This is a genomic window from Marinactinospora endophytica, assembly GCF_054780875.1.
On record NZ_BAAGVM010000014.1, the window covers coordinates 110,840 to 134,737 of the forward strand.

At 73.6% G+C, this 23,898-nt stretch carries 18 protein-coding genes; 11 read left to right on the plus strand and 7 right to left on the minus strand.

Features of this window, described 5'->3' with window-relative positions:
• Nucleotides 1-204 precede the first annotated feature (204 nt).
• From ACYVHU_RS22990 to ACYVHU_RS23000, 3 genes are all read left to right on the plus strand, one after another.
• Nucleotides 205-996 (plus strand): SDR family NAD(P)-dependent oxidoreductase, encoded by a 792-nt coding sequence (locus ACYVHU_RS22990; RefSeq protein WP_078760907.1) that lies wholly within the window; start codon nucleotides 205-207, stop codon nucleotides 994-996.
• A gap of 1,004 nt (nucleotides 997-2,000) precedes the next feature.
• On the plus strand, nucleotides 2,001-3,221 hold the full coding sequence (locus tag ACYVHU_RS22995; protein ID WP_498949486.1) for a PP2C family protein-serine/threonine phosphatase: 1,221 nt from the start codon (nucleotides 2,001-2,003) through the stop codon (nucleotides 3,219-3,221).
• A gap of 270 nt (nucleotides 3,222-3,491) precedes the next feature.
• Nucleotides 3,492-4,403 carry a Rossmann-fold NAD(P)-binding domain-containing protein gene (locus ACYVHU_RS23000; RefSeq protein WP_498949487.1) on the plus strand — a complete coding sequence of 304 codons (912 nt, stop codon included), beginning with the start codon at nucleotides 3,492-3,494 and terminating at the stop codon, nucleotides 4,401-4,403.
• A gap of 176 nt (nucleotides 4,404-4,579) precedes the next feature.
• Here the strand turns inward: ACYVHU_RS23000 and ACYVHU_RS23005 are convergent, their stop codons facing one another.
• The 5 genes from ACYVHU_RS23005 to ACYVHU_RS23025 form a co-directional block, all read right to left on the minus strand.
• Nucleotides 4,580-5,623, minus strand: coding sequence for an ABC transporter substrate-binding protein (locus ACYVHU_RS23005; protein WP_078760904.1), 1,044 nt, complete (start codon nucleotides 5,621-5,623; stop codon nucleotides 4,580-4,582).
• Complete coding sequence (locus tag ACYVHU_RS23010) at nucleotides 5,620-6,456, minus strand: ABC transporter ATP-binding protein (RefSeq protein WP_078760903.1); 837 nt, start codon at nucleotides 6,454-6,456, stop codon at nucleotides 5,620-5,622. The genes ACYVHU_RS23005 and ACYVHU_RS23010 overlap by 4 nt, the downstream gene beginning before the upstream one ends.
• Nucleotides 6,453-7,478 (minus strand): FecCD family ABC transporter permease, encoded by a 1,026-nt coding sequence (locus ACYVHU_RS23015; protein ID WP_078760981.1) that lies wholly within the window; start codon nucleotides 7,476-7,478, stop codon nucleotides 6,453-6,455. The genes ACYVHU_RS23010 and ACYVHU_RS23015 overlap by 4 nt, the downstream gene beginning before the upstream one ends.
• A 160-nt stretch (nucleotides 7,479-7,638) precedes the next feature.
• Nucleotides 7,639-9,393, minus strand: a complete 1,755-nt coding sequence (locus ACYVHU_RS23020; protein ID WP_498949488.1) for a prolyl oligopeptidase family serine peptidase — start codon at nucleotides 9,391-9,393, stop codon at nucleotides 7,639-7,641.
• Nucleotides 9,390-10,592 (minus strand): hypothetical protein, encoded by a 1,203-nt coding sequence (locus ACYVHU_RS23025; protein ID WP_498949489.1) that lies wholly within the window; start codon nucleotides 10,590-10,592, stop codon nucleotides 9,390-9,392. The genes ACYVHU_RS23020 and ACYVHU_RS23025 overlap by 4 nt, the downstream gene beginning before the upstream one ends.
• A gap of 118 nt (nucleotides 10,593-10,710) precedes the next feature.
• On the opposite strand from ACYVHU_RS23025, the gene amiA reads away from it, so the two are divergent.
• The 7 genes from amiA (at nucleotide 10,711) to ACYVHU_RS23060 (ending at nucleotide 18,696) form a co-directional block, all read left to right on the plus strand.
• On the plus strand, nucleotides 10,711-10,821 hold the full coding sequence (gene amiA, locus ACYVHU_RS23030; RefSeq protein ID WP_268805248.1) for a streptamidine family RiPP: 111 nt from the start codon (nucleotides 10,711-10,713) through the stop codon (nucleotides 10,819-10,821).
• 89 nt (nucleotides 10,822-10,910) lie between these two features.
• A complete protein-coding gene (locus ACYVHU_RS23035; protein WP_078760900.1) occupies nucleotides 10,911-11,801 on the plus strand; it encodes a hypothetical protein in 891 nt (296 codons plus the stop codon).
• Nucleotides 11,798-12,796 carry a CocE/NonD family hydrolase gene (locus ACYVHU_RS23040; RefSeq protein WP_078760899.1) on the plus strand — a complete coding sequence of 333 codons (999 nt, stop codon included), beginning with the start codon at nucleotides 11,798-11,800 and terminating at the stop codon, nucleotides 12,794-12,796. The genes ACYVHU_RS23035 and ACYVHU_RS23040 overlap by 4 nt, the downstream gene beginning before the upstream one ends.
• Nucleotides 12,793-14,229, plus strand: coding sequence for a YcaO-like family protein (locus ACYVHU_RS23045; RefSeq protein ID WP_200813557.1), 1,437 nt, complete (start codon nucleotides 12,793-12,795; stop codon nucleotides 14,227-14,229). The genes ACYVHU_RS23040 and ACYVHU_RS23045 overlap by 4 nt, the downstream gene beginning before the upstream one ends.
• Before the next feature lie 11 nt (nucleotides 14,230-14,240).
• Entirely contained in the window at nucleotides 14,241-15,338 is a 1,098-nt protein-coding gene (locus ACYVHU_RS23050) for a nitroreductase family protein (RefSeq protein WP_144390017.1), read from the plus strand.
• Nucleotides 15,335-16,993, plus strand: coding sequence for an ABC transporter ATP-binding protein/permease (locus ACYVHU_RS23055; protein WP_078760896.1), 1,659 nt, complete (start codon nucleotides 15,335-15,337; stop codon nucleotides 16,991-16,993). The genes ACYVHU_RS23050 and ACYVHU_RS23055 overlap by 4 nt, the downstream gene beginning before the upstream one ends.
• Entirely contained in the window at nucleotides 16,990-18,696 is a 1,707-nt protein-coding gene (locus ACYVHU_RS23060) for an ABC transporter ATP-binding protein (RefSeq protein ID WP_078760895.1), read from the plus strand. Before ACYVHU_RS23055 ends, ACYVHU_RS23060 begins: the two co-directional genes overlap by 4 nt.
• 314 nt (nucleotides 18,697-19,010) lie before the next feature.
• Here ACYVHU_RS23060 and ACYVHU_RS23065 read toward each other — a convergent pair whose 3' ends face one another.
• The gene (locus ACYVHU_RS23065; protein WP_144390016.1) at nucleotides 19,011-20,222 is read right to left on the minus strand and encodes a GTP-binding protein; all 1,212 of its coding nucleotides are present in this window, start codon (nucleotides 20,220-20,222) and stop codon (nucleotides 19,011-19,013) included.
• Between the two features lie 479 nt (nucleotides 20,223-20,701).
• On the opposite strand from ACYVHU_RS23065, the gene ACYVHU_RS23070 reads away from it, so the two are divergent.
• Nucleotides 20,702-21,100, plus strand: a complete 399-nt coding sequence (locus ACYVHU_RS23070; protein WP_432940169.1) for a (R)-mandelonitrile lyase — start codon at nucleotides 20,702-20,704, stop codon at nucleotides 21,098-21,100.
• Between the two features lie 352 nt (nucleotides 21,101-21,452).
• Here ACYVHU_RS23070 and guaD read toward each other — a convergent pair whose 3' ends face one another.
• Nucleotides 21,453-23,768 carry a guanine deaminase gene (guaD, locus tag ACYVHU_RS23075; RefSeq protein ID WP_498949492.1) on the minus strand — a complete coding sequence of 772 codons (2,316 nt, stop codon included), beginning with the start codon at nucleotides 23,766-23,768 and terminating at the stop codon, nucleotides 21,453-21,455.
• Nucleotides 23,769-23,898 lie beyond the last annotated feature (130 nt).

Consider the following 23,898-nt stretch of genomic DNA (forward strand, 5'->3'; position numbering starts at 1 on the left):
AGGGCGGCACGCGCACGTCGCTTTCGTCACACAGCGGAAGTAAACGTCGCTTACATCCTCTCAAGGGATGAACTCCCCCGTCGATCCCCGCGAGTCCCGGCGGCAGCACACCATGTGAATATAGTTAGCGCCTGCAAATACAAGCGTATGCAAACAAATAACCGGGGAAGCCTTCCGGCGCCCAAGAGGAGACAGAGGAGAGGCATGAACACCACGGGGCAGCGCACCGTCCTGGTCACCGGTTCGACATCGGGGATCGGCGAGGCCATCGCCGTCGCCTTCGCCCGTGACGGCGCCACCGTCGTGGTCAACGGCCGCGACGAGGAACGCACCGCGGCGGCGGCCGAACGCGTCCACGCGGCCGCGGGCGGCACCCGGCCCATCCCCGTCGCCGCCGACGTGGCCACGGCCGAGGGCGCGCAGCGCATCTTCGCGGCCGTCCCCGACGTCGACGTCCTGGTCAACAACACCGGGATCTTCGAGGCGACACCGGTGTTCGAGATCGACGACGACGAGTGGCGGCGTTACTTCGAGGTCAACGTGCTCAGCGGCATCCGCCTGGCCCGCCACTACACCCCCCGCATGGTCGAACGCGGCTGGGGACGGGTCATCTTCATCAGCAGCGAGTCGTCGGTGTTCATCCCCACCGAGATGGTGCACTACGGGATGACCAAGACGGCGCAGATCTCGGTGGCGCGCGGCATGGCCCAGGAGGTCGCCGGCACCGGCGTCACCGTCAACACCGTCCTGCCCGGTTCCACCCTCACCCCCGGCGTCCGTGACTTCATCGCCGACCGCATCGGCCCCGACGTCCCCTTCGACGAGGCCGAACGCCGCTTCGTCGCCGAGGAACGGCCCACCTCGCTCCTGGGCCGTCTCATCCGCCCCGAGGAGGTCGCCGCCATGGTCCACTACGTCGGCTCCGACGCCGCCTCGGCCACCACCGGCGCCGCCCTGAAGGTCGACGGCGGCATCGCCCCCACCATCATCCCCTGACCCGGCACCGCCAGCTGGGGAACCGGCGGTCAAGACCCGGAGCACTCGCGGCGCCCCCGGGGTCCGCCCCGTCGTTCCACGGGGCGGACCCCGGAGCCGGCCGGCCTGCCCCGGACGTCCCCTCCGCCGCGAGGCGGGGACGGCATGGCGCGACCGTCCTGTTTGGGGCACGCGCGCCGTGCCCCGGGCGGAGACAGGCGGCACGCGCCGGTCCTCCCACAGCCGCGTGGCCGGCGTCGGTCACCGGCCGCACCGAAGACGAGGCCCCCGCACCCGTGGAGGTCCCCGGCGGCGAGCGCCCGGCCCCCGGGATCGAACCGCCGCGCCGGCGCCCACTGGCCGTCCCCGCCTCGACGATCGGTCCTCGCACGTCCCATGGCACACGGCACCGAGCAGGACGGAAAAGATCGGCGACACCACAGGCCACGCGCCGCACGCACCATCCCCCACAGAGGACGGCCGGGAAACCCTGAAGACCGCGGTCCACCAGAGACCGGCAACCGCCGACGTGGAGCGCGGCACTTCCACACCCGCCCGACACACCCGACGGCCGGCTGTTCGACGCGGCGCGCTCCTACTGCGCGACGGGCTGACACCGACGGGCCGCAGGGCCGCTTCCGGCGGCCCCACAATCCGGCCGGCGGTCATAGCGGTCCGGTACCGGGCTTGGGAGGACGTCCGGTCAGCGGTGGACCATGGTCCCACTCGGCCCGGCGGGCAGCGCCGTGGAGTTCACGGCCCTCGCCGACGGCTCCCCGGTCCGCACGGTCGAGGGGCACGGACCGAAACGCCGTCCCCGCGCCCCGCCGACTCCCCCTCGGGGAACGGCCGGGCCGAGCCGCGACCGCGCCGACGGGTGGGGGCTGCTTTCTCCGCCGCCACCCGTGTGACCGGCGGGAGACGCGGGGTAGGGGTGAGGCGCACCGCCGCCGGACCGGGCCGATCGCGCAGCGCCCGCAGGGGGCAGGCCGTCACGCTTCCGGTACCGGAAGGGGGATCGCAGCGTGATCGACTCCGCGCGAGTGAGAAAGGCCCTCGTCGACCTGATGCTGGCCAGCCACACCACGACGTTGGAGGAGCTGCCCGCGATGGTGGCCGAGTCCGCTGACGCCGTGGGCCTGCACCACACCGTCTTCTTCGTGGTGGACCTCCAGGAGAGGGTGCTGCGCCAGGTGACCGGACGGGGGTCCGACGCCGGCGAGGGAGGACTGGAATTCACGGTCGACGGCACACTGCCGGGTCTGGCCTACCAACGGGTGGACCTCATCCCCGAATCGGACAGGACCGGCGAGCACGGCCTACAGCGGTGGTGGGCGCCGATCACCGACGGGGTGGAGCGGTTGGGCGCGCTGCGGGCGGACGTCGCCGGCGACGACGCGGCGACCCACGAGGCGCTGCGGGGCTTCGCCTCGATGTTGGCGCTGCTGCTGCTGAGCAAGCGGTCCTTCAGCGACTCCTACGCCCGTCTGGTGCGTACCGCGCCGATGAACGTGGCCGCCGAGATGCAGCAGACCCTCACCCCGCCGCCGGCCTTCGCCGGCCACGACGTCATCGTCGGCGCCGTCACCGAGCCGGCCTACGCGGCCGGCGGCGACGCCTTCGACTACGCCGTGACCGGCACCACCCTCTTCCTGAGCGTCTTCGACGCCATGGGCCACGACACGACGGCCGGGCAAACCGCCAACCTGGCGGTCGCCGCCTGCCGCAACGCCCGCCATCAGGGTCTGTCCCTCACACAGGCCAGCCAGATGGTGGAACGGGAACTCGTCGAGCAGTTCGGCTCCAGCCGCTACGCCACCGGGATCCTGGCCGACCTGAACCTGGAGACCGGCCGGCTCGGCTGGGTCAACCGCGGCCACCATCCACCCCTGCTCATCCGCGCGAACCGGTGGTCCCGACAGCTGTCCTGTCCCCCGGCCGGGCCCATGGGAACCGACCTGGGGCTGCCGATCACCGTCTGCCACGAGCAACTCCAGCCCGGCGACCGCCTGGTGCTCTACACCGACGGCATCACCGAGGCCCGCGATGCGAAGGGCGTCGAGTTCGGTCTGGCGCGCTTCACCGATTTCGTCATGCGCCACCACTCCGGCCGATTCACCCTGCACGAGTCCCTGCGCCGCCTGGTCCACGCCGTGCTCGACCACCACGCCGGCAGGCTCAACGACGACGCCACCGTCCTGCTGGCCGAATGGCGCGGCGGCCACCTGGAGGAACTGACCCCCTGACACCCCCGTCGGGAGGGACGAAGGGGCCGGCCGCTCCAGGAGGGAAACGCCGCGCCCGCACCGCCCCCGTGGCGGCCTCTCCCTCCCCCGCGCGGGGCTCCCACCCCGGACGGCCGGTGGCACCGGATCGCCCTGGGACGGCGGCGGCCCGTCGCACGCGCCCGCGCCGATCCTCCCCGCCCTGTTTCCCCGGGGCCCGCCTGGGCACCTGGCCTCAGGTGGTACGAGGAAGCCGGCCTCGTCATCGCCGGCGTCAGGAGGTTCTCGGGCATGCAGGACGACGACGGTTCCCGTGGTGGCGCCCCCCAGGTGGTCGCGCAACCGAGACCGCCCTATCCCCAACAGCGTCAGCGGCATCCCGGGCACGAGGGCGACATGGAGCCCAGACCCCGCTACCGGGCCGAGCGCTACCGGGCGGCGGACAAGCTCCGCGGCAAGGTCGCGCTGATCACCGGCGGGGACTCGGGGATCGGCCGCGCGGTGGCGGTGCTGTACGCCCGCGAGGGCGCCGACGTCGCCATCGTGTACCTGCCCGAGGAGCAGCCCGATGCGGAGGAGACCCGGCGCGCGGTGGAGGCCGAGGGCCGCAGGTGCCTGCTGCTCCCCGGCGACCTGCACGAGGTCTCGTTCTGTCGGGAGGCCGTCGAGCGGACCGTGCGGGAGCTGGGCGGGTTGAACATCCTGGTGAACAACGCGGCCCACCTGAACAGCCAGACGGACCTGTCCCAGTTGTCCTTCGAGGACTGGGACCGGTCCTTCAAGGTGAACCTGTACGCCTGTTTCCACCTCGTGCAGGCGGCCCGCCCCCACCTGAAGGCCGGAGACGCGATCATCGCGACCGCCTCGGAGGAGGCGCTCAAGGGCGGCGACACCATGATCGACTACGCGGCGGCCAAGGCCGCCCTGGTCAACTTCACCAAGTCGATCGCCTCGCACCTGGCCAAGGACGGCGTCCGCGCCAACGTCGTCGCCCCGGGGCCGACCTGGACGGTGCTCAACGTCGCCGACCAGAACATGCCCGAGGAGGGCCTGGCCCACCTCGGCAGCCAGGGACCGCTGGGGCGCGTGGCCCAGCCGGAGGAGATCGCGCCGGTCTACGTCTACCTGGCCTCCGACGCCGACTCCAGCTACACCGTCGGCGAGATCGTCGCCGTCACCGGCGGCCTGACCGGCACCCGCTGAGCCACCCGCTGTTCGGACGCCCCGCCGTGGCCCCTCCCGGCCTGACGGACGAGAGGGGCCACGCGGGGGCCGTGGGGCGGGCCGTGCCCTTGTGGCCGTGAACGTTCACGGACAGTGGGCACGGCCCGCCCCGCCCGTGACGTCGGGCATGGGCCGGACCCGTGAGGGCCCTCGGCTCAGAACGCGTCCGGGTGGAGGGCGTGGGCGATCGTCTCCACCGCGTCGATGTTGCCCAGGGTGCCGGGGAACAGGTCGCTCGAGGGGACGGCGATGAGGAGGTCGTCCTTCACCGCGGGAACATCGGGGAAGGTGCGGCGGAGGTAGTCGCGGGTCTGCTGCTCCTCCTCGGGTCCTCGCACGCCGAACACGATGGCGTCGGGGTTGCGGCTGACGATCTCCTCGGGGTTGATCTGGGCGGCGAAGAACTCGGCGAACTCGGGGGCGTCGGGGTCGAAGACGTTGGCGCCGCCGGCGGTGTCGATGATGTCCGCCTCGATGCCGGCGCCGATGGCCGACAGCGATTCGCCCTCCAGGAAGACCTGCGCGACGGAGGGGCGCGGCGAGTCGCCGATGGCGCTCTCGACCGCGGACAGTCGTTCCTCGGCGTCCTGGACGAGCTGGTCGGCGGCGTCGGGGACCCGCAGGATCGCGCCGAGGTTGGTGATGTCCGTCAGGAGGTCGGTGACCTCCGCGCTGTTGCGGCGGTCGGCGCAACCACCGGTCGCGACATATGCCTTGGCGCCGTTCTGCTCCAGCTGGTCGATGCTGGCGAAGCCCTGTTCCGCGGTGAACTCGTACTCGGTGGGGGAGACGACCAGGTCGGGGGCCGCGGCGAGGAGGTCCTCGCGCGCCGGTGGGACGTCGGTGCTGAGCACCGGGATGTCGGCGGCCTGGTCGGCGACGTCGTCCGGCAACGCCGAGACCTCGGTCTGGGCCTGACCGACGATGGAGTCCCCGACGCCGAGCCGGATGAGCAGCTCGGTCTGCGAGGGCATCATGCCGACGACGCTGGTGGGGGCGGTGTCGAAGGACAGCTCCCGGCCGCAGTTCGTGATCGTCACGGCCGATCCGGAGGCGTTGGTGTCCGCCGGGGCGTCGGTGACACCGGTGCCGCAGGCGGTCAGGGCCAGCGGCATCACCGCGAGCGCGGCGAACACGGTCGGGAGGTTGCGGGGGCGGGCACGGTGCCGGGGCACGGCCCGGGTCTCGGTGCGTGTCATGGGGCGGTGATTTCTTCCTGGGTCGGGATGGACTGGTCAGCGGGGTCGTGACTGTCCGACCTCGACGGGCTGCGGGCGTCGAAGAGGAAGTGCTGCCGTCCGGAACGCGGATGGGCGACAGCGGTCGACTCGACGCCGAAGACCGAGCGGATCAGGTCGGTGTGCAAGACCTCGTCGGGTGTGCCGTGGGAGAGCAGGCGGCCCTCGGCCAAGACGCCGATGGCGTCGCAGGAGCGCGCGGCCAGGTTCAGGTCGTGCAGGGCGATCAGGACGGTGCGGTCGGTGGCCTTGACCAGGTCGAGGAGTTCGAGCTGGTGGGCGATGTCGAGATGGTTCGTGGGCTCGTCCAGGACGAGTACGGGGGTGTCCTGGGCGAGCGCGCGGGCAAAAAGCACGCGCTGGCGCTCGCCCCCTGACAGCGCGGAGAAGGAGCGGTCGACCAGGTGCGCGGCCCCGACCCGGGCGAGCGCCTGCCGCGCGACGGCGATGTCGCGGTCGGAGTCGCGGCCGTAGCCGCGGCCGTGCGGGATACGTCCGAGCAGGACCATGTCGAGGACGGGGATCTCGAACTCCTCGCTGTGCTCCTGCGCCATCACCGCCACGTGCTGGGCCAGCTTCCTGCGGTTCAGGGTGGCGATGTCGGTGCCGCCGAAGCGCACGCGCCCGGCCGAGGGTGCCGCGAGGCCCGACACGACACGCAACAGCGTGGACTTGCCGCTCCCGTTGGGGCCGAGCAGCCCGAGCACGGTGCCCGAGGGCACCGAGACGCTCACGTCGGTGATGACGGGGCGCCCACCGCGGTGGGCGCCGATGTTCTCGATGTCCACCCTCATCGACCCACCCCCACGCTCTCGGCGCGGTCGCGCCGCAACAACCACAGGAAGAACGGCGCTCCGACCAGCGCGGTGAGCACGCCCAACGGGATCTCCGCGGGGGCGGCCAGGGTCCGGGCGAGCAGATCGCAGGTGGCGAGGAACGCCGCTCCGCCGAGGAGGGCGACCGGGAGCATCCTGCGGTGATCGGAACCGACGACGATGCGCGCGATGTGGGGGAGGACCAGCCCGACGAAGCCGATGCCGCCGGAGACCGCGACGACCGACCCGGTCAGCAGGGCCGCGGCGACGAGGGTGCCGCTGCGCAGCCGGTCGACGTTGACGCCCAGCGACGCCGCGGCGTCGTCGCCGACGAGAAGGGCGTTGAGCGCCCGCGCGCGGAACGCGGCGTAGAGCCCGACGGCGAGCAGCGCCGCCACCGGCAGGGCGAGGTGTCCCATCGTGGCGGCGGAGACCGAGCCCAGCAGGAAGAACATGATGCTGAAGACGTTCTGGGCGTCGGTGGTGATGGTCAGGTAGCTGGTCACGGCGCTGAACAGGGAGCCCAGGGCGACGCCCGCGAGGATGAGCCGTTGCGGTGCGATACGGCCGTTCTTGCGGGCCAGGACGTACACGGCGGCGGTGGCCACGAGCGCGCCCAGGAAGGCCGAGGTCCCCACCCCGAGGGTGCTGACCCCGACGCCCAGGACGATGAAGGACACCGCGCCGACGCCGGCGCCGGCGGAGACGCCGAGGATGTAGGGCTCGGCCAGGGAGTTGTGGACCACGGCCTGCATCAGCGCGCCGGCCAGCGCGAGCGCGGCGCCGGTGGTCGCGGCCAGGAGCGCGCGGGGCAGCCGGAACTGCCAGACGGCGTTGTCCTGCACCGTGGTCAGCGAACCGTCCGACATCCAGGGCATCCCGGGCACGAGATGGCCGATGACGATGCGCAGGGCGTCCGCCGGGGACACCGCGATCGTGCCGATGCTCGTCGACAGCAGCAGCACCGTCAGCAGCACGAGCGTCAGGGTCGGAACGAGGATCCGGACGGCGAGCGCGCCACGCCGCCGAGGGGAGCCCGCGGGGGCGGCCGGAGGGTCGGCGGAGGCCGATGCCCCCGGGCGCGCATCGGGTGGAAGGCGTTCGAGGGAGGTCAACGCGCGTCTCCGTTGGTTGTCTGTGCCATCTGTTTCGGGTGCTCTCTCACGGTGTCGATGGGGTGGTCCGTGGCGATCCGGTGGTGGTGGCGGCGAAGCCGAGCACGGCCGCCCCGAAGCGGTGCAGGCTGTCGAGGTGGTTGCCGCCGTGCCCCGTGCGCGGTGCGCGCCACACCGTGGCGTCACCGCCGGCGCGGCGCAGCGCCTCGGCGACCGCCAGGGTGTCGTCGGCGGCCACCCGGGAGTCCTCCGCCAGCACGATGCCGAGGAAGCGGGGAGGCGTGGTGCCGGGGGCCAGCGTCTCGGCACGGTACAGCGGTGAGATCCGGCGCAGGCGCTCGACCCCCTCGGGGGTGTCCGAGGCGCCGAACTCGCCGGCCCACTGTCGCCCGAGCGGGTGGGCGTCGAGGTTGAGCAGGTCGAGTGGCGCCGCGGTGCTGACGACACCGGCGCACAGCCCCGGGGTCCCCAGCGCGCAGCTGGCCGCCAGCACCCCGCCGTGGGAGGCGCCGGCCAGGACGAGCAGGTCGGGCCGGGTGAGACCGGCCTCGGCCAGGCCGCGCGCGACGGCGGCCAGGTCGTCGATACCGCGCGCCTTGCGCGGGCCGTATCCGGCCCGCCGCCACGCGCTGCCGTGCTCGCCGCCGCCCCGGACCTGCGCGATGGCGTAGCGTCCGCCGTGCTCGATCCAGGCCGGCACGGTGGGCTCGAACACCGGCAGGCTCGGCACGCCGAAGCCGCCGTAGCAGGTCAGGATCAACGGCGTGGGGCCGTCGGCGTTCCTCGGGGAGGTGACCACGACCGGTATGCGCGTGCCGTCGTCGGCGGTCACGGCGTGCCGTTCGGTGCGCGCCGGGGCCGCCCGGCGGACTCTGGCGGGTCGATCGGACAGCAGCTCGTCGGCGGGCACGACCCGCGGGGGCAGCACCGGGCCTTCGACGAGGACGTGGAACCGGCCGGCGTCGGCGCTCACCCCGGTCGCGACCGCCGGGCCGCCCTGGTAGGCGACCTCCCGTTCGGCCGTGACCGCGCCGTGGGCGAGCCGCACGATGACGCTGCGCCCGGCGCGCACGCCGACGACCATGAGGTCCTCGTCGAGGGCGGCCGCCGAGGTGATCCGCAGGGCCGGATCCCCCCAGTGCCATCTCCGGGTGCCGTCGCGCGGGTCGAGGACGTGCAGGCGGGTTCCGTCGTCCACGGCGACGTCATCCCCGACGGACAGCACCCGGGCGATGGCGGCGAACGTGGCGAGTTCGGTCCCGGTGGCGCGGTCGACCAGGCGGGTGGGCCGGCCCGGGCGGCTTTCGGCGAACAGCCCGCGCGCGCCTCCCGGGAAGAGCCTGAGCCGGATGCCCGGCGGCGCGGCCGTGGCCGACCAGCGTCCGGTGTCCGCGTCGAGGCCGACGACGCCGTGGGAGCGGCCGGCGACCAGCTCGACGGTGGTGGAGTCGTCGTGCCAGAGCATGGGGTCGTAGCGGCAGCGGATGTCCGGGTAGAGCCGCAGCGCGCCCGTGGCGACGTCGACCAGTCCCAGGGCGGCGTCCTCGTCCGCGCGTTCGGCCAGTTGGACGCAGATGCGGCGGCCGTCCGGCGAGGGGGCCATGCGCAGGATGTGCCCCTCGGGCTCGATCACCAACGCGCCGGTGTCCACGCGGTAGATCCCCTGCCGTGGGCGCCCCGCGGGCCGGCTGAGCGCGAACCCGTTGTGCGGCAGGCCCGGGCGCCCGTGCCGTTCCCACGTCGTGAGCGCGGCGTCGATGGCGGGGATGGTGGGAGGGGGGAGGTCGGTCACCGTTTTCACCGGCCGACAGGGTCGATGTGGCCGCCGTGCCAGTACAGGTGCCCGCCCTCGTCGAGCGGGCTGGGCATGGTGACGGTGTGCAGCCGGCCGTCGCGCAGCAGGTGCAGCTGGCCGTCGCCCCCTCGGGTCACCGCGACCGTCGTGCCGGTCGGATCGACGGCCACGGCCCGCCGCTGTGCCGGCGAGTCGCCGACCGGGTCCCAGGGCAGCCGGCCCGGGGCCGGTGGGCGCGACATCGCGGGAAGCGGTGTCCGCTGCGAGACGCTCAGCCGCGGCCCGGCGCGTTCGACGACGGTCAGCTCGTCCCCGTCGGGATGGATCGTGGCGACGGCGGCGCTCGTGCCGCCGAGCGCGAACCGGAAGGCGAGCCCTCCTGGCAGTCGAAGGCAGCGTGTCCGCCCGGTGGTCAGGTCGATGTCGACCAGGTGGTTCGTCCACTCGGTCCACGCCGTCGGGGAGGCCGGGCCGCCCCGGACCACGCCCACGGCGTGGCCGGCGGCCTGGTCGAGGCGCAGGTAGTAGGCGCGTCCGGGGACCGGCCAGGCGACGACGCCGAGCATGCGCGGCACGCCGCCGTCCACGACGAAGCGTTCCAGTCCCCTGCCGGTCGCGGTCGCCGCGATGCCGGTGCGCTGGTCGACGACATCGCCGTGGCCGTCATCGGCGATGTCGTCGATAGCGGCGCCGACGATCCGGGGCACGTGGGGGGCGACGTCGAGGCAGCGGGAGAGCGGGAACGCCTCGATGGCCCCGGGTTCTCGGTGGCGCAGCACGATCACCGGTTCCCCGTCGGCCTGGTCGGGGACGATCATCGCCCCGGGCTCGCCGACCCGGGCGCGAAACCGCACGGACTCGCCCCGGTCCAGATCGACGAGGGTGACGACGTCGCTCCAGGCCGCCGCGTTCGCGCCCAGTCCGGTCGTCACCACCACGTAGCGGCCCGAGGCGTCGCAGGCGAGGTGTTCTCCGGGGATGGCCACGGGGATGCGCCGCTCACCGCGGGGGCCGGAGACGACGAGGGCGCCGGAGCGGTCGTCGACGAAGGCCAGTTCGGCGGGTCCCTCTCCACGGCCGGGCAGGGAGAGGACCCCGGCGTGCTCGGCCAGGACCGCGCCGCCCAGCGCGCGCACGGCGCCGTCCTCGACGGCGTAGGTGCGGCCCGCGCGGTAGTCGGCCACGAAGAGTTCCCGCAAAGTCATGAAGCAAAACTATTGGGACTGATAACCGTTTTCAACTAGGGTAAGGGACGTTCGTCCCCCACGAACACGTGTCGGTACCTGACGACCGGCACGTCCTTCCTTGCGAGAGGAGTCCGCCATGGACGACCAGATGGACACCCAGATCGTTACCGAGATCGAGGAGCCCGAGCAGCTGGCGCACCTGTCGGCTTCGCACTCCAACGCCCTCGTCGAGAACCCCTTCGACTAACCACCGTCGTCCACGACGTGGTCAGTGAGAACCGACACCCGGTCGGGCGGCCTCGCGCCGCCCGACCGGGCCCGTTCGAGAGGCCGGCCATGACCCCACCACCTTCCATCGCCCGTGTACCGGGAACCGGCGCGCACGTGCTCGTCGACGGTGAGGACACCGGGATCGTCCGCACCTCCTCGGGGCGCTTTCTGCGCCTGCACTCCCCACCGCCCGGTCTGCCGGAGGTCCTGGCCGGCGCGTCGGAGGGGGATGAGAGGACCTCCGCCTACGCCGAGAAGCTGCGGACGGAGATGGCCGCGCGCGAGGACGACGACGCCCGGCGTCGCTGGCCGCGCCCGCGGGGCAGGGTCGGTCTGGTCGGAACGGGCCCGCTCGTCGACGCCCTCGCCGAGGCGCTGGCCGAGTGGAACGTGGCCGTCACCCGCCACGCCGACGGCGCGGCCCTGCTCCGCGCGCTGGACGGCGCGGTCGGCGGCGGACGCGACGCCGCGGAGGCGACCGACCCCGACAGGCGGGACACCGGCGGCTGGGACCTGGTGATCGCCTACGCGGACTCCCCCGCCGAGCGGGTCGGCTGGGAGCGGCTCGACGCGCTGCCCGGCCACGGCGTCGCCTGGCTGCGCGCCTACCGCGAGGGCGAGAACTGCTTCGTCGACCCGATCTGCCTCACCGAGGACGACCCCGGAGCCGAGCAGGTGTACCGGCGGCGCCTGGCGGCCAGCCCCACCCCCCGCGAGTTCGACGCCTGGCAGCGGGCGGCCGGAACCACCACGGCGCCCTCGCCCGCGGCGCGCACGCTGCTGACCGGCCGCGTGCTCACCGTGGCCCTCGCCTGGGCCCAGGGGACGGCCGCGCTGGAGGGGTACCGCACCACGTTGTGGAAGCTGGTCCCCGCGACCGGCACGATCAGCGAGCACCCGGTCCTGGCCTACGACGCGCCCCACCCCATCGACCGCGAGGCGGGCCGGCGGCCGTGACCGCGCAGGAGGGACGCGAACACCTCTGCCCGGCGCGCGACGGCACCGTCCTGCGCGGGCTCGTGTGGGAGTGCGCGCGCCCCAAGGGCCTCGTGGTGATCCGCACCCCCTACGACGCCGAGCGGCACGCCTCGACGGCGCGCTCGTGGAACGCGCGTGGCTACCACTGCCTCGTCCAGGACGTGCGCGGCCGGTACCGGTCAGCGGGCACCTGGTCCCCCTACACGCACGAGGAGGACGACGGCGGGCGGGCGCTCGCCCGGCTGGCCGCGGAGTATCCGGGGCTGCCCCTGGTCCTCTTCGGCGCCTCCTACGCCGCCCACACCGCCTTGGAGGCCGCCCGCGCCGCGGCGCGCGACGGCACGCCCCAGGTCGCGGCGATCATCGTCCTCGTCCCCGCGCTCGGGCTGGCCGAGACCGCGTGGGACGCCGCGGGCGCCCCGCAGATCCGGCACCGGATCGGGTGGTGGCACGAGCACGGGCGCCTGCGCCGCTCCCTGCCCCCGCTGCCCGTGGCCGAACTCGACCGGCGCACCGCGCAGGCCCGCGCCCAGGGCGTTGTCGAGGCCGCCGAAGGCTGGGGCTGGGCGCCGCCGGCGTTGACCGGTTGGCGGCGGCTGTGGAGTGCCGAGCGCGTCGACCTGGCGGCACGCTACGGCCACCTCGCCGCGCCGCTGCTGGTGATCAGCGGCGATGACGACTTCTTCCACGACGACGCCCGGCGTCTCGCGCGGGCCTGGGGAGCTTCGAACCACTTCGCCAGCGGCCCGTGGGGACACCACCTCGTCGGCGGCGTCACCGACGAGGCCCTGCGGACCCGCGTCAGGGCCGCCGGCGGACTGACCCACGTCATCGACCCCTGGCTGGCGGCGCACGGGCTGCCCGGCACCCCGGCGGCGTGGACCCGGGTCCTCGCGGCCACCGCCGAGCCCCGCACCCGATCGACCTTTGATCCCGCGTCAGGGGCCTGGCGCCACGAAAGGAGCTCACCTTGACCCTCCTCGACGCCGAGCGGCGCCACCGGCCGGCCGCCCACACCGACACGGACACCCGGCCGGCCGATCGCCGCCTGCCCGTGGAGGCGCTGGTCGATCCCGAGTGCGGGATCATCCGGTCGGTGCGGGCCGTGCCGCACCCCACCGGCGCGCCCCCCTCCTACCTGGGGTTGACCGCCGCCGTCTGCGACGCGCGCCGACTCGGCGAGTGGCCCGCCGACCGCGTCTCGCTGGGCACCTCCTTCGGTGACGTCGAGCAGGCCAGGATCGCCGCGATCGCCGAGGGGATCGAGCGCTACTGCGGGAACTGGCTTCCCGCCGACCTCCCCGACGGCGAACTGCGCGTCGGCTCCCACGCGGAACTGCTGGCCGCGGGCCTGCGCCCGATCGACCTGGGCGACCTGCCGGTGTTCGCCCCGTGGCAGTACGACCGCGCCGGTTTCCCCTACCAGCGCCTCACCGAGACCACGCCCACGCTGTGGGCGCGCTGCGGCGACCACGACGGTGCCGAGGTCTGGATGCCCGCCTCGCTGATCTACCTCAACTGGAGGCAGTCGCGCTTCCGGCACCTGCCGCGTGTCCACCACCTGAACTACGCCGGGATCGCCACCGGGCAGGGGTTCGACGACGCGCGGGACCGCGGGGTCCTGGAGATCGTCGAACGCGACGCGCTCGAACTGTGGTGGCACCTGGACGGCCCCACCTTCGGCATCGACCCCGCCAGCGTCCCCGGTCTGGCCGAGGACCTGCGCGGCGGCTCCCTGGACGTGTCCCTGGTGGCCATGCCCTCGGAGTTCGCCCCCGCCGTGGCGGCGCTCGTGCGCGACGAGGAGCGCGGACTGTACGCCGCGGGGTTCTCCGCCTCGCTCGATCCGGTCCGGGCCGCCCGCAAGGCCGTGCTCGAAGCCGTCCACACCTGGGTCTACACCCAGGGCTGCACCACCGCCGACGGCTGGGTCTTCCGCGCCGTCGAACACGGTCTGATGGCCCGTGGCCTCTACCTCGACTTTCGCGCCGACGCCTCCTACCTCGACGCCGCCGGCGCCCACTGCGAGAACGTCATCGACCTGGGCGCCCACGTCCAGGTCTGGCTCGACCCCCGGGTCCACGGGGAGGCCCGGCGGTTCACGGCGCCGGCCCTGGGGGTCCGGCCGATCAGCGCGATCCCGGCCGTGTCGATGGACGAGGTCTACCGGCGGCTGGCCGCCCGCGGCCACCGCGTCCTGACCCGCGACCTGACGACGAGCGATGTCGGCCGCACCCCGCTGCGCGTGGTGCGCAGCTTCGTCACCGGGCTGGTCCCCAACGCCCCCGCCGCCTTCGCCTACCTCGGCATGCCCCGTTTCGAGCACGCGGCCATCGAACGCGGGTGGCGCACCTCCTGGGACGGGGGTCCGGACGATGTCACCCTCGTCCCGCCCCCGCACATGTGAGGCCGCCCCCCATGCCCCGTACCACCCCGCCGCCTCTTCCCGCGCACGGCGCGACGCGCCGGCCGGACGCCTCCCCGCGCCTGCCTCCCGAGCTGGCGCGCGCGTTCGGACCCGAGATTCCGGGGCCGCCGTGCCCGCCCGGGCCGCGCGCCAACCCCTGGCGGCGGGCCGGAGCCGTGCCGGTGGCGGTCCCCGAACGCGAACGCGGCCTGCTCGACGCCCTGTGGCGCGGCCGGGGCTACCACCGCCGGGCCGACGGGACGCCGACCCGCATCCGCGAGCGGCCGGTGCCCTCCGCGGGGGCGGCCTATCCGGTGCACACCCACCTGGTCGTCGGCACCGGCGGCGCCCTGGCGGCGGGGCGCTACGTCTACGACCTGGAGGACGGCGCGCTTCTTCGACGCGACGAGGCGTGGGAGCGGGAGGCGGGCTGGGACGCCTTCGGCGCGAACAGCGACGTGGCAGGGACCCACCTGGTCTTGACCGTGCAGCCGGGCCGCAGCTTCGGCCGGTACCGCCACCGGGCCTGGCCGCTGTGGATCGCGGACACCGCCTACGCCCTGGCCGCCGTGGAGTTCCTGGGCGCGCCGGCGCCCACCTCGGTACGGCTGGGCCCCGGACCGTGGCTGCGCGAGCTGCTCGGCGTCGCGCGCGCGGCCGAGCACGAACGGTGGCTCGCGCGCGGACTCGTCCCGGAGATCCCGCTGGCCGCCGTCGAGCTGCCCGGCTCGTGGACGGTCCTCCCCGAGCGCCGCGACGCCCTGGCCGCCAGGCGCTCTCCCGCGATCGGCGAGTTCGAGGGGGCGGCGCGCGCACCCGACCCGCACGCCGTGGAGGTCGCCAGAGCCTGCGGACAGACCTGGGTGCTCGGAGCCCGGCGGCTGGAGACGTGGTCCGTCGCGACCGAGGCACCCGCGGCCGAGATCGCCGACGTCATGTGGCGGGCCCACCGGGCCGCGGCCGGCCTGTGCTACGCGGGCGCCCTGTCCCGGGAGTGGCGCTGCCGCCCGGTGTCGGGATTCGTCGCGGCGGACGGCCGGTGGACCGTGCACGCCCTGGCGATGCTTCCCGGCGGACCCGACCTCGACAAGAAACCGGACCCACGATGATCGTCCCCCAGTTGTGGCGGGAGGCGGCACGCTTCCCCGCGACCCTGGCATGGAGCGTCACCCTGTTGACGCTCGTCTCGCTCACCCACCTCGCCCAGGCCGTGGCGATCGCCTGGTCGATGTCGGCGGTACTGCGCGGACAGGCCCACGACGTGCTCGTCGCGCTGGCGCTGATCGTCGGCATCGCGCTGCTGCGGCTGGTGCTCTGCCTGGCCCAGGCATCGGCCGCGGCCCGCCTGGGGGGCCGGGTCAGGCAGGCGGTCCGCCGCCGCGCGATGCGCGCCGCGCTGGTGTCCGAACGGCTGCACGACACGGCGGCCCGGGACGGTTCGATGCGCGCCAGTCTCGGGGACGGTGTCGACGGCATCGACGCCTACGTCTCGAAGTACCTCCCCGCCGTCGCGCAGCTGCTCCTCACCTGCCCGATCGTCGTGGCCGGTCTGCTCGCGCTCTCGCCATCGGCGGGGCTGTGCGTCGCCGCCGGGGTCGTGCTCGCCCTGCTGGGGCCGATGGCGTGGAAGCGGATGGCGGCCCGGCGCGGACTCGACCACTGGGATAGCTACGAGGCGCTCAGCGCCGACCTGCTCGAATCCCTGCGGGGCATGGCCACCCTGCGTACGCTCGGCGACGTGCCCGGCACCCGCGGCCGGCTGGACGCCCGCTCGGAGGCGTTGCGCCGGGCCACCGAACGGGTGATGCGCGTCTCCCTGGCCGAGACGGCCGTCACCGACCTCGCCGTCCAGGCGGGAGTGGTCGCCGCCTCCGCCGCCGCCATCGCCCACGCCGTCGCCGGGCAGGCCCCCTCCATCGAGGTCTACCTGATCCTCCTGCTCGCCTCCGAGGCCTTCCGGCCCGTCCGCGACCTCTCGCGGCACTGGCACGCCGGGTTCCTCGGGCTCACCGCGGTCCCCGGCCTCGACCGGCTCGGGGCGTTCGCGGAACAGCGCGCCACCGCCCCCGGCCACGCGGCCTCCGCCGTCGAAGGCGACCGGGCTCCCACGGAGCGGCGGGCGGAGGAGCTGCGCGTGACCGGGCTGGGCTTCCGCTACCCGGGTGCCCCCGACGACGTCCTGCGCGACCTCGACCTGACCGCCCGGCGCGGCTCCCTCAGCGCGATCGTCGGAGCCTCCGGGGCGGGAAAGTCCACCCTCTTCGACCTCCTCCTCGGCTTCCTCACCCCGCACTCCGGGCGCATCGAGCTCGACGGCCGGCCGCTACGGCCCTCCGACATCGCGGTGGTCTCCCAGCGCCCGGTGCTCTTCGCCGGGACCATCCGCGACAATCTCGCCGTCACCGGCCCCGCGACGGAGGCCGAGCTCGTCGCGGCCTGCCACGCCGCCGGAATCCTCGACGAGATCCGGGGCTTCCCCAACGGTTTCGACACCGAGGTCACCGAGGCCGGTACCAGCCTGTCGGGTGGGCAGCGCCAGCGCCTCGCCCTGGCCCGCGCGCTGCTCGCCCGCCGCCCGGTCCTCCTCGTCGACGAGCCGACGAGCGCGTTGGACGCCGGCCGCGCCGCCAACGTCATCGAGACGCTGCACCGCGTTGCCCGCGACCGCGTCGTCATCATGATCAGCCACCGACCCGAGACCCTTACCGAGGTCGCGCACGTGCTGCGCCTCGACTCCGGGCACCTGGACAGGAGCGCCCCGTGAACGTCTTCTCCGCGCTTCGCGCCTTCCGCGAACTGCTGCCCGTCTTGCGCCCCGAATGGCGCGGGATGCTGTGGAGCTACCTCATCGGCACCGCGAGCGCGCTGAGCCTGGCCGGCCTCACCGTCCTCACGGCGTGGGCGGTCGGCCACGCCGTCGTCGAACGGACGCCGCCCGGTCCCCTGTGGTGGGTCCTCGTCATCGGGCTCGTGCTGGTGCGCGCGGTCTTGACCTGGCGGGAGATGGACGTCTCGCACGCCCTGGCCTACCGCGTGCTGGCCCGGCTGCGGATGGCGTTGTTCGACGCCTACGCGCGCAGCGTCCCCGGCCGGCGCCGCGAGCACTCCGGTTACGCGGCCACCGTCGCGATGGACGACATCGAAAAGCTCGAGTTCTTCTACGCCCACACGGTCGCCCAGCTCGGCGCCTCGCTCACCCTGTTCCTCGCCTCCCTGGTCAGCGCCTCCGTCCTGCTGCCCGAGGCCGGGCTCGTCGTGCTCGTCGGCGGTCTCGTCGTGGCGAGCAGCGCGCTGTACCGGGCGCGCGCGGCCAGACGGCTGGGTGAGCAGGAGCAGCGGGAGCGTTCGGCCCTGTCCACGCGCATCGTCGACGCGCTCGGCGCCCTGCGCGAAGTGCTCGCCTACGGCCTGGCCCCCCGGATCATCGCCGAGACCGACGCCGCCACCGCGCGCGCCGCCGCGATCGCGCGCCGCCATGAACTGCTGTCGCAGCTGGTCACCGCCATCCGCGAGCTCGTCATCACCGCCGTGGTCATCGGCATCATCGCCGTCAGCTCCTCCGCCGCCGGCGTGCTCGCCGAGGGCGCCCAGGCGCGGCTGTCGCCCGCGGAGCTGCCCGCCCTGGTCGCGCTGGCCCTCGCCGGCGTCGCCGCGATCTCCGACGCCACCGCCACCCTCACCCGGCTGCATCCACTGGTCGCCGGCGCCGAGCGCGTCGCGACCGGCATCGGCCGCGCCCCGGTCGTCTCCGTTCCCGAGCGGCCACGGCCGCTGCCCACCGGCCCGCTCGGTCTGCGCTTTCGCGACGTGTCCTTCGCCTACGAGGGCCGGCGGCCGACGCTCACGTCCTGGTCCGTCGAACTCGCCCCCGGCGAGCACGTCGGGCTGGTCGGCCCCTCCGGTTCAGGCAAGAGCACCGTCATCGCGCTCGCGGCACGCCTGTGGGACCCCTTGGCGGGCACCATCGAGCTCGTCACGCCGGACGGCACGGGCATTCCCGTCGCCGAGCTCGACGACGCCGCGCTACGCGACGCCGTCGCCCTGGTCGACCAGGAGGCCGTGCTCTTCCACGGCACCGTCCGCGACAACCTGCTGCGCGGCTGCGCGCCCCGCTCCGACGCCGACCTGACCGCCGTGCTCGAGCGCGTGGGCGCCGCCGCCTGGATCGGCCTCGACGACGAGCTGGGCGAGGGCGGTGTGCGTCTCTCCGGCGGGCAGCGGGCGCGGCTCTGCCTGGCCCGGGCCCTCGTCCGCCGGCCGCGCATCCTCCTTGTCGACGAGGTCACCGCCAGCCTCGACCCCGCCACCGAGCAGGCGATCTGCGACGTCATCGCCGGGTTCCCCGGCACCGTCCTCGTCGCCTCCCACCGCGCGCAGACCCTCGCGCGCCTCGACCGCCTGGTCGACGTCACCGACATCACCGGCGTCACCGGTGTCGTCCCCGCCGGCCGGACGGGGGGTGCCTGACGCCGCGGGGGCGCGTCGCTGGGACGTTCGCCGTCCCGCCACCGGTGCGGCACAGGCCCGCGCCGGCCCCTGCGGGCGCGCCGAGGTGGCCGGGCCGGGACCGGGCGGTGTCGGGGTTCCGCTTCAGGCGCGCGGGTGAGGCACGGGCGTTTCCCTGCGGGCCGGCGGTCTTCGGGGACTCCCCCGCTCCCGCCACCGGCCCGCTCCCCACGCCGCGCTGACGGGGCGCGCCCGGCGCGGACGCGCCCCGTGTCCCCGTTGCCGGCACGCCACGGAAGGCGGCCGGCTCCGGGGACCTCTCGCGCCTGCCCGGCTCACCCGTGAGCGTGGTGGGCGTGCGGGCCATGGAGGTCCCACTCGGGGAAGGGATCCTCGAACGTCTCCCAGGTAAGGGCGAGCTCGGCGTCGGTGAGCAGGCAGGAGCGCAGGGCCTCCTCCAGGGGGCCGTGCCGCAGGGAGGTGCCGATGAGCACCAGCTCCTGCCGGGGTCGCACCGGCTCCGCGTCCACCAGGTCCTCGGGCGGGTAGCCCGCGGCGAGGCCGTCGGCGGGATCCCACACGCCGGCCGGCTCGAACCGGGCCACCGGCCCGGCCTGGGACCACAGCCCCGTCGTCCGCGCCCGGGTCGCCAACCAGAAGAAGCCCTTGATCCGCAGGACGGTCCCGTACTGCTCGCCCTCAAGGCCGGTCGAGACGAACTCCCAGAGCCGCTGGGGGTGGAAGGGGCGGTCGGCGCGGAAGACCAGGCTGGAGATGCCGTACTCCTCCGTCTCCGGCACGTGGTCGCCGTTGAGTTCGGCCACCCAGCCCGGCGCCCGGGAGGCGCGTTCGAGGTCGAACCGGTTCGCGCCGATCAGTTCGGCGGGGTCGACCCGGCCGTGGGAGACGCGCAGGACCCGGGCGAGCGGGTTGAGGCGCCGTACGGCGGCCTCCACCCGGTCGGCCTCCTCCGGGGCGACCAGGTCGGTCTTGGTGATGAGCAGGACGTCGGCGAACTCCACCTGGTCCACGAGCAGGTCGCTGACGGTGCGTTCGTCGTCCTCGTAGGCGTCCAGTCCGCGCTCGACGAGATCGTCCCCCTTGTCGAGCTCGGTCAGGAAGTTCGCGGCGTCGACCACCGACACCATGGTGTCGAGCCTGGCCCCCTCCAGCAGCGGACGCCCGTCGGGGCCGGGAACGGCGAAGGTGGCGGCGACCGGCATCGGTTCCGAGATTCCGCTGGACTCGATGAGGAGGTGGTCGAAGCGGCCCTGCCGGGCGAGCAGGGCCACCTCCTCCAGCAGGTCGTCGCGCAGGGTGCAGCAGATGCAGCCGTTGGTCATCTCCACCAGGCGTTCGTCGGTCCGGGTCAGGTGTCCCTCGCCCCGGACCAGGTCGGCGTCGATGTTGATCTCGCTCATGTCGTTGACGATGACCGCGACCCGCAGCCCGTCCAGGCTGCCCAGGAGGTGGTTGAGCAGGGTCGTCTTCCCTGCTCCGAGGAAGCCGGACAGCACGGTCACCGGCAGGTCGGTGGGTGCGCTCATGGGGATGGTCCTTCCACGCGGGCTCATAGGGGACGGCGCCGAGGGGCCGCGGGCCTTGGGAGGGGCCGGCGTGGGCGCCTTCTCCGCACCGTCCGCCCTTCGGGGATCGACGGCCGCGAGTGGCCTGGGGAACGCGAGGGCGTTGCGCGCGGCCCATGGCGCGGGTTCCCGGCGACGCCCGTCACCCTTGACACGTTTTGAAAATGGAAATCGTTTTCAGATGCTAGCAGTCCCGTCCGGCCACCCCGCGCAGGCCACGGGAACCGGGCACAGCACGCGCCGATCGGGAGCCCGCGGGACGGTGTCCGCGGCGCTCCCCGGCGCCATCGTCTCCTCCCGGCTGGTCGTGTCCGGACTCGCGGGCGCGAGGATGCGCGGCGCCCAGCGGGGGAACGTCAGGGCCTCCCTCCCGCGAGGACACCTGCCTAACGTGGACAGAGGGGCGGCCGAGGTGGCCGCCCGCGAGAGGAGGCAGGCCCGTGCAGATCGATCCGCGTGCCCCAACCGTCAAGAACCCGCCCGAGCAGTTCACCGGCGACGTCTGGCTGGACCCGATCGCGTTTCCCCGCGAGGACGGACAGCGGATGGTCGTGGCCAAGGTGCGCTTCGCGCCGGGCGCCCGGACCGCGTGGCACTCCCACGCCCGCGGGCAGACCCTGCACATCACGCAGGGGGTCGCCTGGGTGCGGTCACGGGGCGGTGCGAAGGTCGAGGTCCACCCGGGCCAGTCCCTCTACTGTCCGCCCGGCGAGGAGCACTGGCACGGCGCCTCCGCCGACTCGTTCATGGAACACCTGGCGATGCTCGACAACGCCGACGACCCCGCCGCGACCACCACCTGGCTGGAGCACGTCCGCGACGAGGACTATCTCGCCTGACCCGAACCACGGGGCCGGGTCGGCCCTCCGCTCCGGGCGCCCCGCTGGAGAGGGCGGGGAACCCGGGCGGACGGCGCCGCGCCCGGCACGGCAGCGCGGCACGGCACCGCTCCACCGCGCCGGGGGCGGGCCCGCGCCGAACAAGGGCGGAGCCCGCGGAGCGGGACCGGGCCGGCGGGGAGACCCCCGAAATAGGAGACCCCACGCCCCCGGGCGCGCGGGTCCCGGCGATCCCGGCCGGGGTCCGTGGCCGCGGACCCGACGGGGCCGAGGGGTGAAGCCCGGCCCACGCCGCTCACCCCACCCCAGGCCGAACGTCCGTCCCGCCCGCGCGCGCCACGCCGGGCGAACCTCACCCCGTGAAGTAGGCGGTGTAGAGCTGGCCGTGGTAGGCGGTCAACCCGTTTCCCGAGAACGATCCGGTGCGGATCTGCGTGATCGACCGCGGGGTGGTCCACTCCGGAACGTCCACCCCCTGCTGCGCCCACCAGATCTCCTGGTACTTACCCGACTCCCACCAGGAGCCGATCGCGTAGAGGAGCCCGTTGTAATGGGCGATCCTCGGCTGGCCGGTCCCGGCGGTCCCCTCCAGGTCCCGGTGCCGCCACCACTCGCCTCCGGGATCGCGGGCCGTCCATCGCACGTCGGCGTCCGCGCCCGGGGAGTAGACGACGTAGAGCCGTCCCGCGTAGGCGGCGATGCTCGGCCAGCCTCCCTTCACGATGTCGCCGTTGCCGTCCTTCCACGGTTCCCACCCGCTCCAGGCGCCGGTGCTGGAGTGGTAGGTGTTCCAGTGCATGCGCCGTTCGCCGTCGACGGCCAGTACGTGGAGGTCGTCGTTGTAGGCGGTCACCGCCGGCGGCTGCTGCGAGGACAGTCCGGGGATCTCCCGCTCCGGCCCCCACGGCTTGGCCATCTGATCGTCCCGGGACTTCCAGCAGATCTTTCCGTCCCTGGAGTAGAAGCAGTAGAGCAGGTCATGGTAGGGGGCGAGCGCGACACTGGCGTGGGAGCGCACCCCCAGGCTCTCCGGTTTGCTCCACGTGCCCGGCCGGTCGTCCTTCTTCGTGAACACCGTCCAGTGCAACAGGTCGGTCGGATCGTTGTAGACGCAGTGCAGCCCGCCGGCGAAGGCGTCGATCGCGGGAAGCCGCCACCCCCGCGTGGTGGCGACGACCTGGTCGGGGATCCAGGAGCCGGACTTCCAGTCGTAGCGGCTCCAGGCGAAGGGGAAGTCCGACCAGGTCGCCTTCTCCTCCTTCCTCCCGCGCTGGTGGACGCGGCGGCCGGCGACATAGGTGGCCTCCACCGCCTCCGCGTCGCCCAGGAGCGCCAGGGCGAACAGCACGTCTTCGATGGAGCCGTCGCCGGTACGGGTGCGTTTCTCCAGGAGCGGGGTGGCCCGCGGGTCGAGCACCACGAAGTCGGCCTCGTGGCCCCGTTGCAGCGACCCGATCTGGTGGTCCATCCGCATCGCCCTGGCGCTGCCGAGCGTGGCCAGGTAGAAGAGCCGGACCGCGTCGATCGGGTTGCCGTCCAGCGCCCCGACCTTGTACGCCTCGTTCATGGTGGTCAGCATCGACAGGCTGGTGCCGCCCCCGACGTCGGTGGCCAGGCCCACGGTGACCGGCCTGCTCGGCGTGGTGGCGTCACGCAGCCGGAACAGGCCGCTGCCGAGGAAGAGGTTGGAGGTGGGGCAGTGGGCGATCGCCGCCCCGGTCCGATGACAGGTGTCCAGCTCGCCCAGGGTCAGGTGCACTCCGTGGGCCAGGACCGTGCCCGCTCTGAGGAGCCCGTGGTCGTCGAGGACGTCGAGATAGGTCCGGCACTCGGGAAAGAGCTTGCGTCCCTCGAAGACCTCGTCGGCGTTCTCCGCGATGTGGGAGTGCATGAGCACGGACGGGTACTCCTCCCACAGCCTGCCCGCCTCCGTGAGCATGTCGCGCGTGCAGGCGAGCGGAAAACGGGGCATGACGGCGTAGACGTTGCGCGTCCCCGCCTTGTTGTGCCACTTGTCGATCAACCCCCTCGTCTGCTCCATCGCCTCCTCGACGCTGCGATCGAGCAGCGCCTCCGGCGCGTTCCGGTCCATCAGGACCTTGCCGGCCGCGATGCGCATGCCGTATTTCGCGGCCCTGTCGAACAGGACGTCGACGGAATGCGGGTACGTCGAGGTGAAGACGAGCGCCGTGGTGGTGCCGTTTCGCAACAGCTCCTTGCAGAACAGTTCCGCGCCCTCTTCGGCGTATTTCTTATCCGAGTACTTCATTTCCTCCGGGTAGACGAACTTGTCCAGCCAGTTGATCAGCTTCTCGCCGCAGGAGGCGACCATTCCCACCTGGGTGTAGTGGACATGGGAGTCGACGAATCCCGGAGTGATGACGCAGTGACGATAGTCGACGACTTTCACGCCTTCGGGAACGCGGCCGATTCCATCCTGATAGGGACCCGAGTAAGCGATTCGGCCGTCCACGCAGATCAGCAGGCCGTCCTTCTCGTGCCGCATGGCCGCGCCGGTACCGACGAGGAAGGGATCGTCACAGAACCACACGAGCCGTCCACGGACGGCGGTCACCGTCCGCGCGCCCGACCCACCGGGGACGACCGACCGGCCGTCCCCTTCTTCGGCCGCGTTCTCCAGCCCATTCGATGTTTCGTTCGGCAGCATATTCTCGGGTCCATTCATCGTCGCCTCCGGATCGAAGTCGATATTCTCGCCATCCGATGCTTTTTCCGACGTAGACCGCCGGCCGTCACGTAGCCTGTATCCGGTCCGCGGCGGGCGGCAACCAGGCACC

Bases quoted from the DNA above. Each gene is read 5' to 3' on its own strand.
- ACYVHU_RS23005 (WP_078760904.1), bottom strand. From the start codon at position 5,623: ATGACACGCACCGAGACCCGGGCCGTGCCCCGGCACCGTGCCCGCCCC.
- guaD (WP_498949492.1), bottom strand. From the start codon at position 23,768: ATGCTGCCGAACGAAACATCGAATGGGCTGGAGAACGCGGCCGAAGAA.
- amiA (WP_268805248.1), top strand. From the start codon at position 10,711: ATGGACGACCAGATGGACACCCAGATCGTTACCGAGATCGAGGAGCCC.
- ACYVHU_RS23025 (WP_498949489.1), bottom strand. From the start codon at position 10,592: ATGACTTTGCGGGAACTCTTCGTGGCCGACTACCGCGCGGGCCGCACC.
- ACYVHU_RS23055 (WP_078760896.1), top strand. From the start codon at position 15,335: ATGATCGTCCCCCAGTTGTGGCGGGAGGCGGCACGCTTCCCCGCGACC.
- ACYVHU_RS23000 (WP_498949487.1), top strand. From the start codon at position 3,492: ATGCAGGACGACGACGGTTCCCGTGGTGGCGCCCCCCAGGTGGTCGCG.
- ACYVHU_RS22990 (WP_078760907.1), top strand. From the start codon at position 205: ATGAACACCACGGGGCAGCGCACCGTCCTGGTCACCGGTTCGACATCG.
- ACYVHU_RS23035 (WP_078760900.1), top strand. From the start codon at position 10,911: ATGACCCCACCACCTTCCATCGCCCGTGTACCGGGAACCGGCGCGCAC.
- ACYVHU_RS23050 (WP_144390017.1), top strand. From the start codon at position 14,241: ATGCCCCGTACCACCCCGCCGCCTCTTCCCGCGCACGGCGCGACGCGC.
- ACYVHU_RS23065 (WP_144390016.1), bottom strand. From the start codon at position 20,222: ATGAGCGCACCCACCGACCTGCCGGTGACCGTGCTGTCCGGCTTCCTC.
- ACYVHU_RS23010 (WP_078760903.1), bottom strand. From the start codon at position 6,456: ATGAGGGTGGACATCGAGAACATCGGCGCCCACCGCGGTGGGCGCCCC.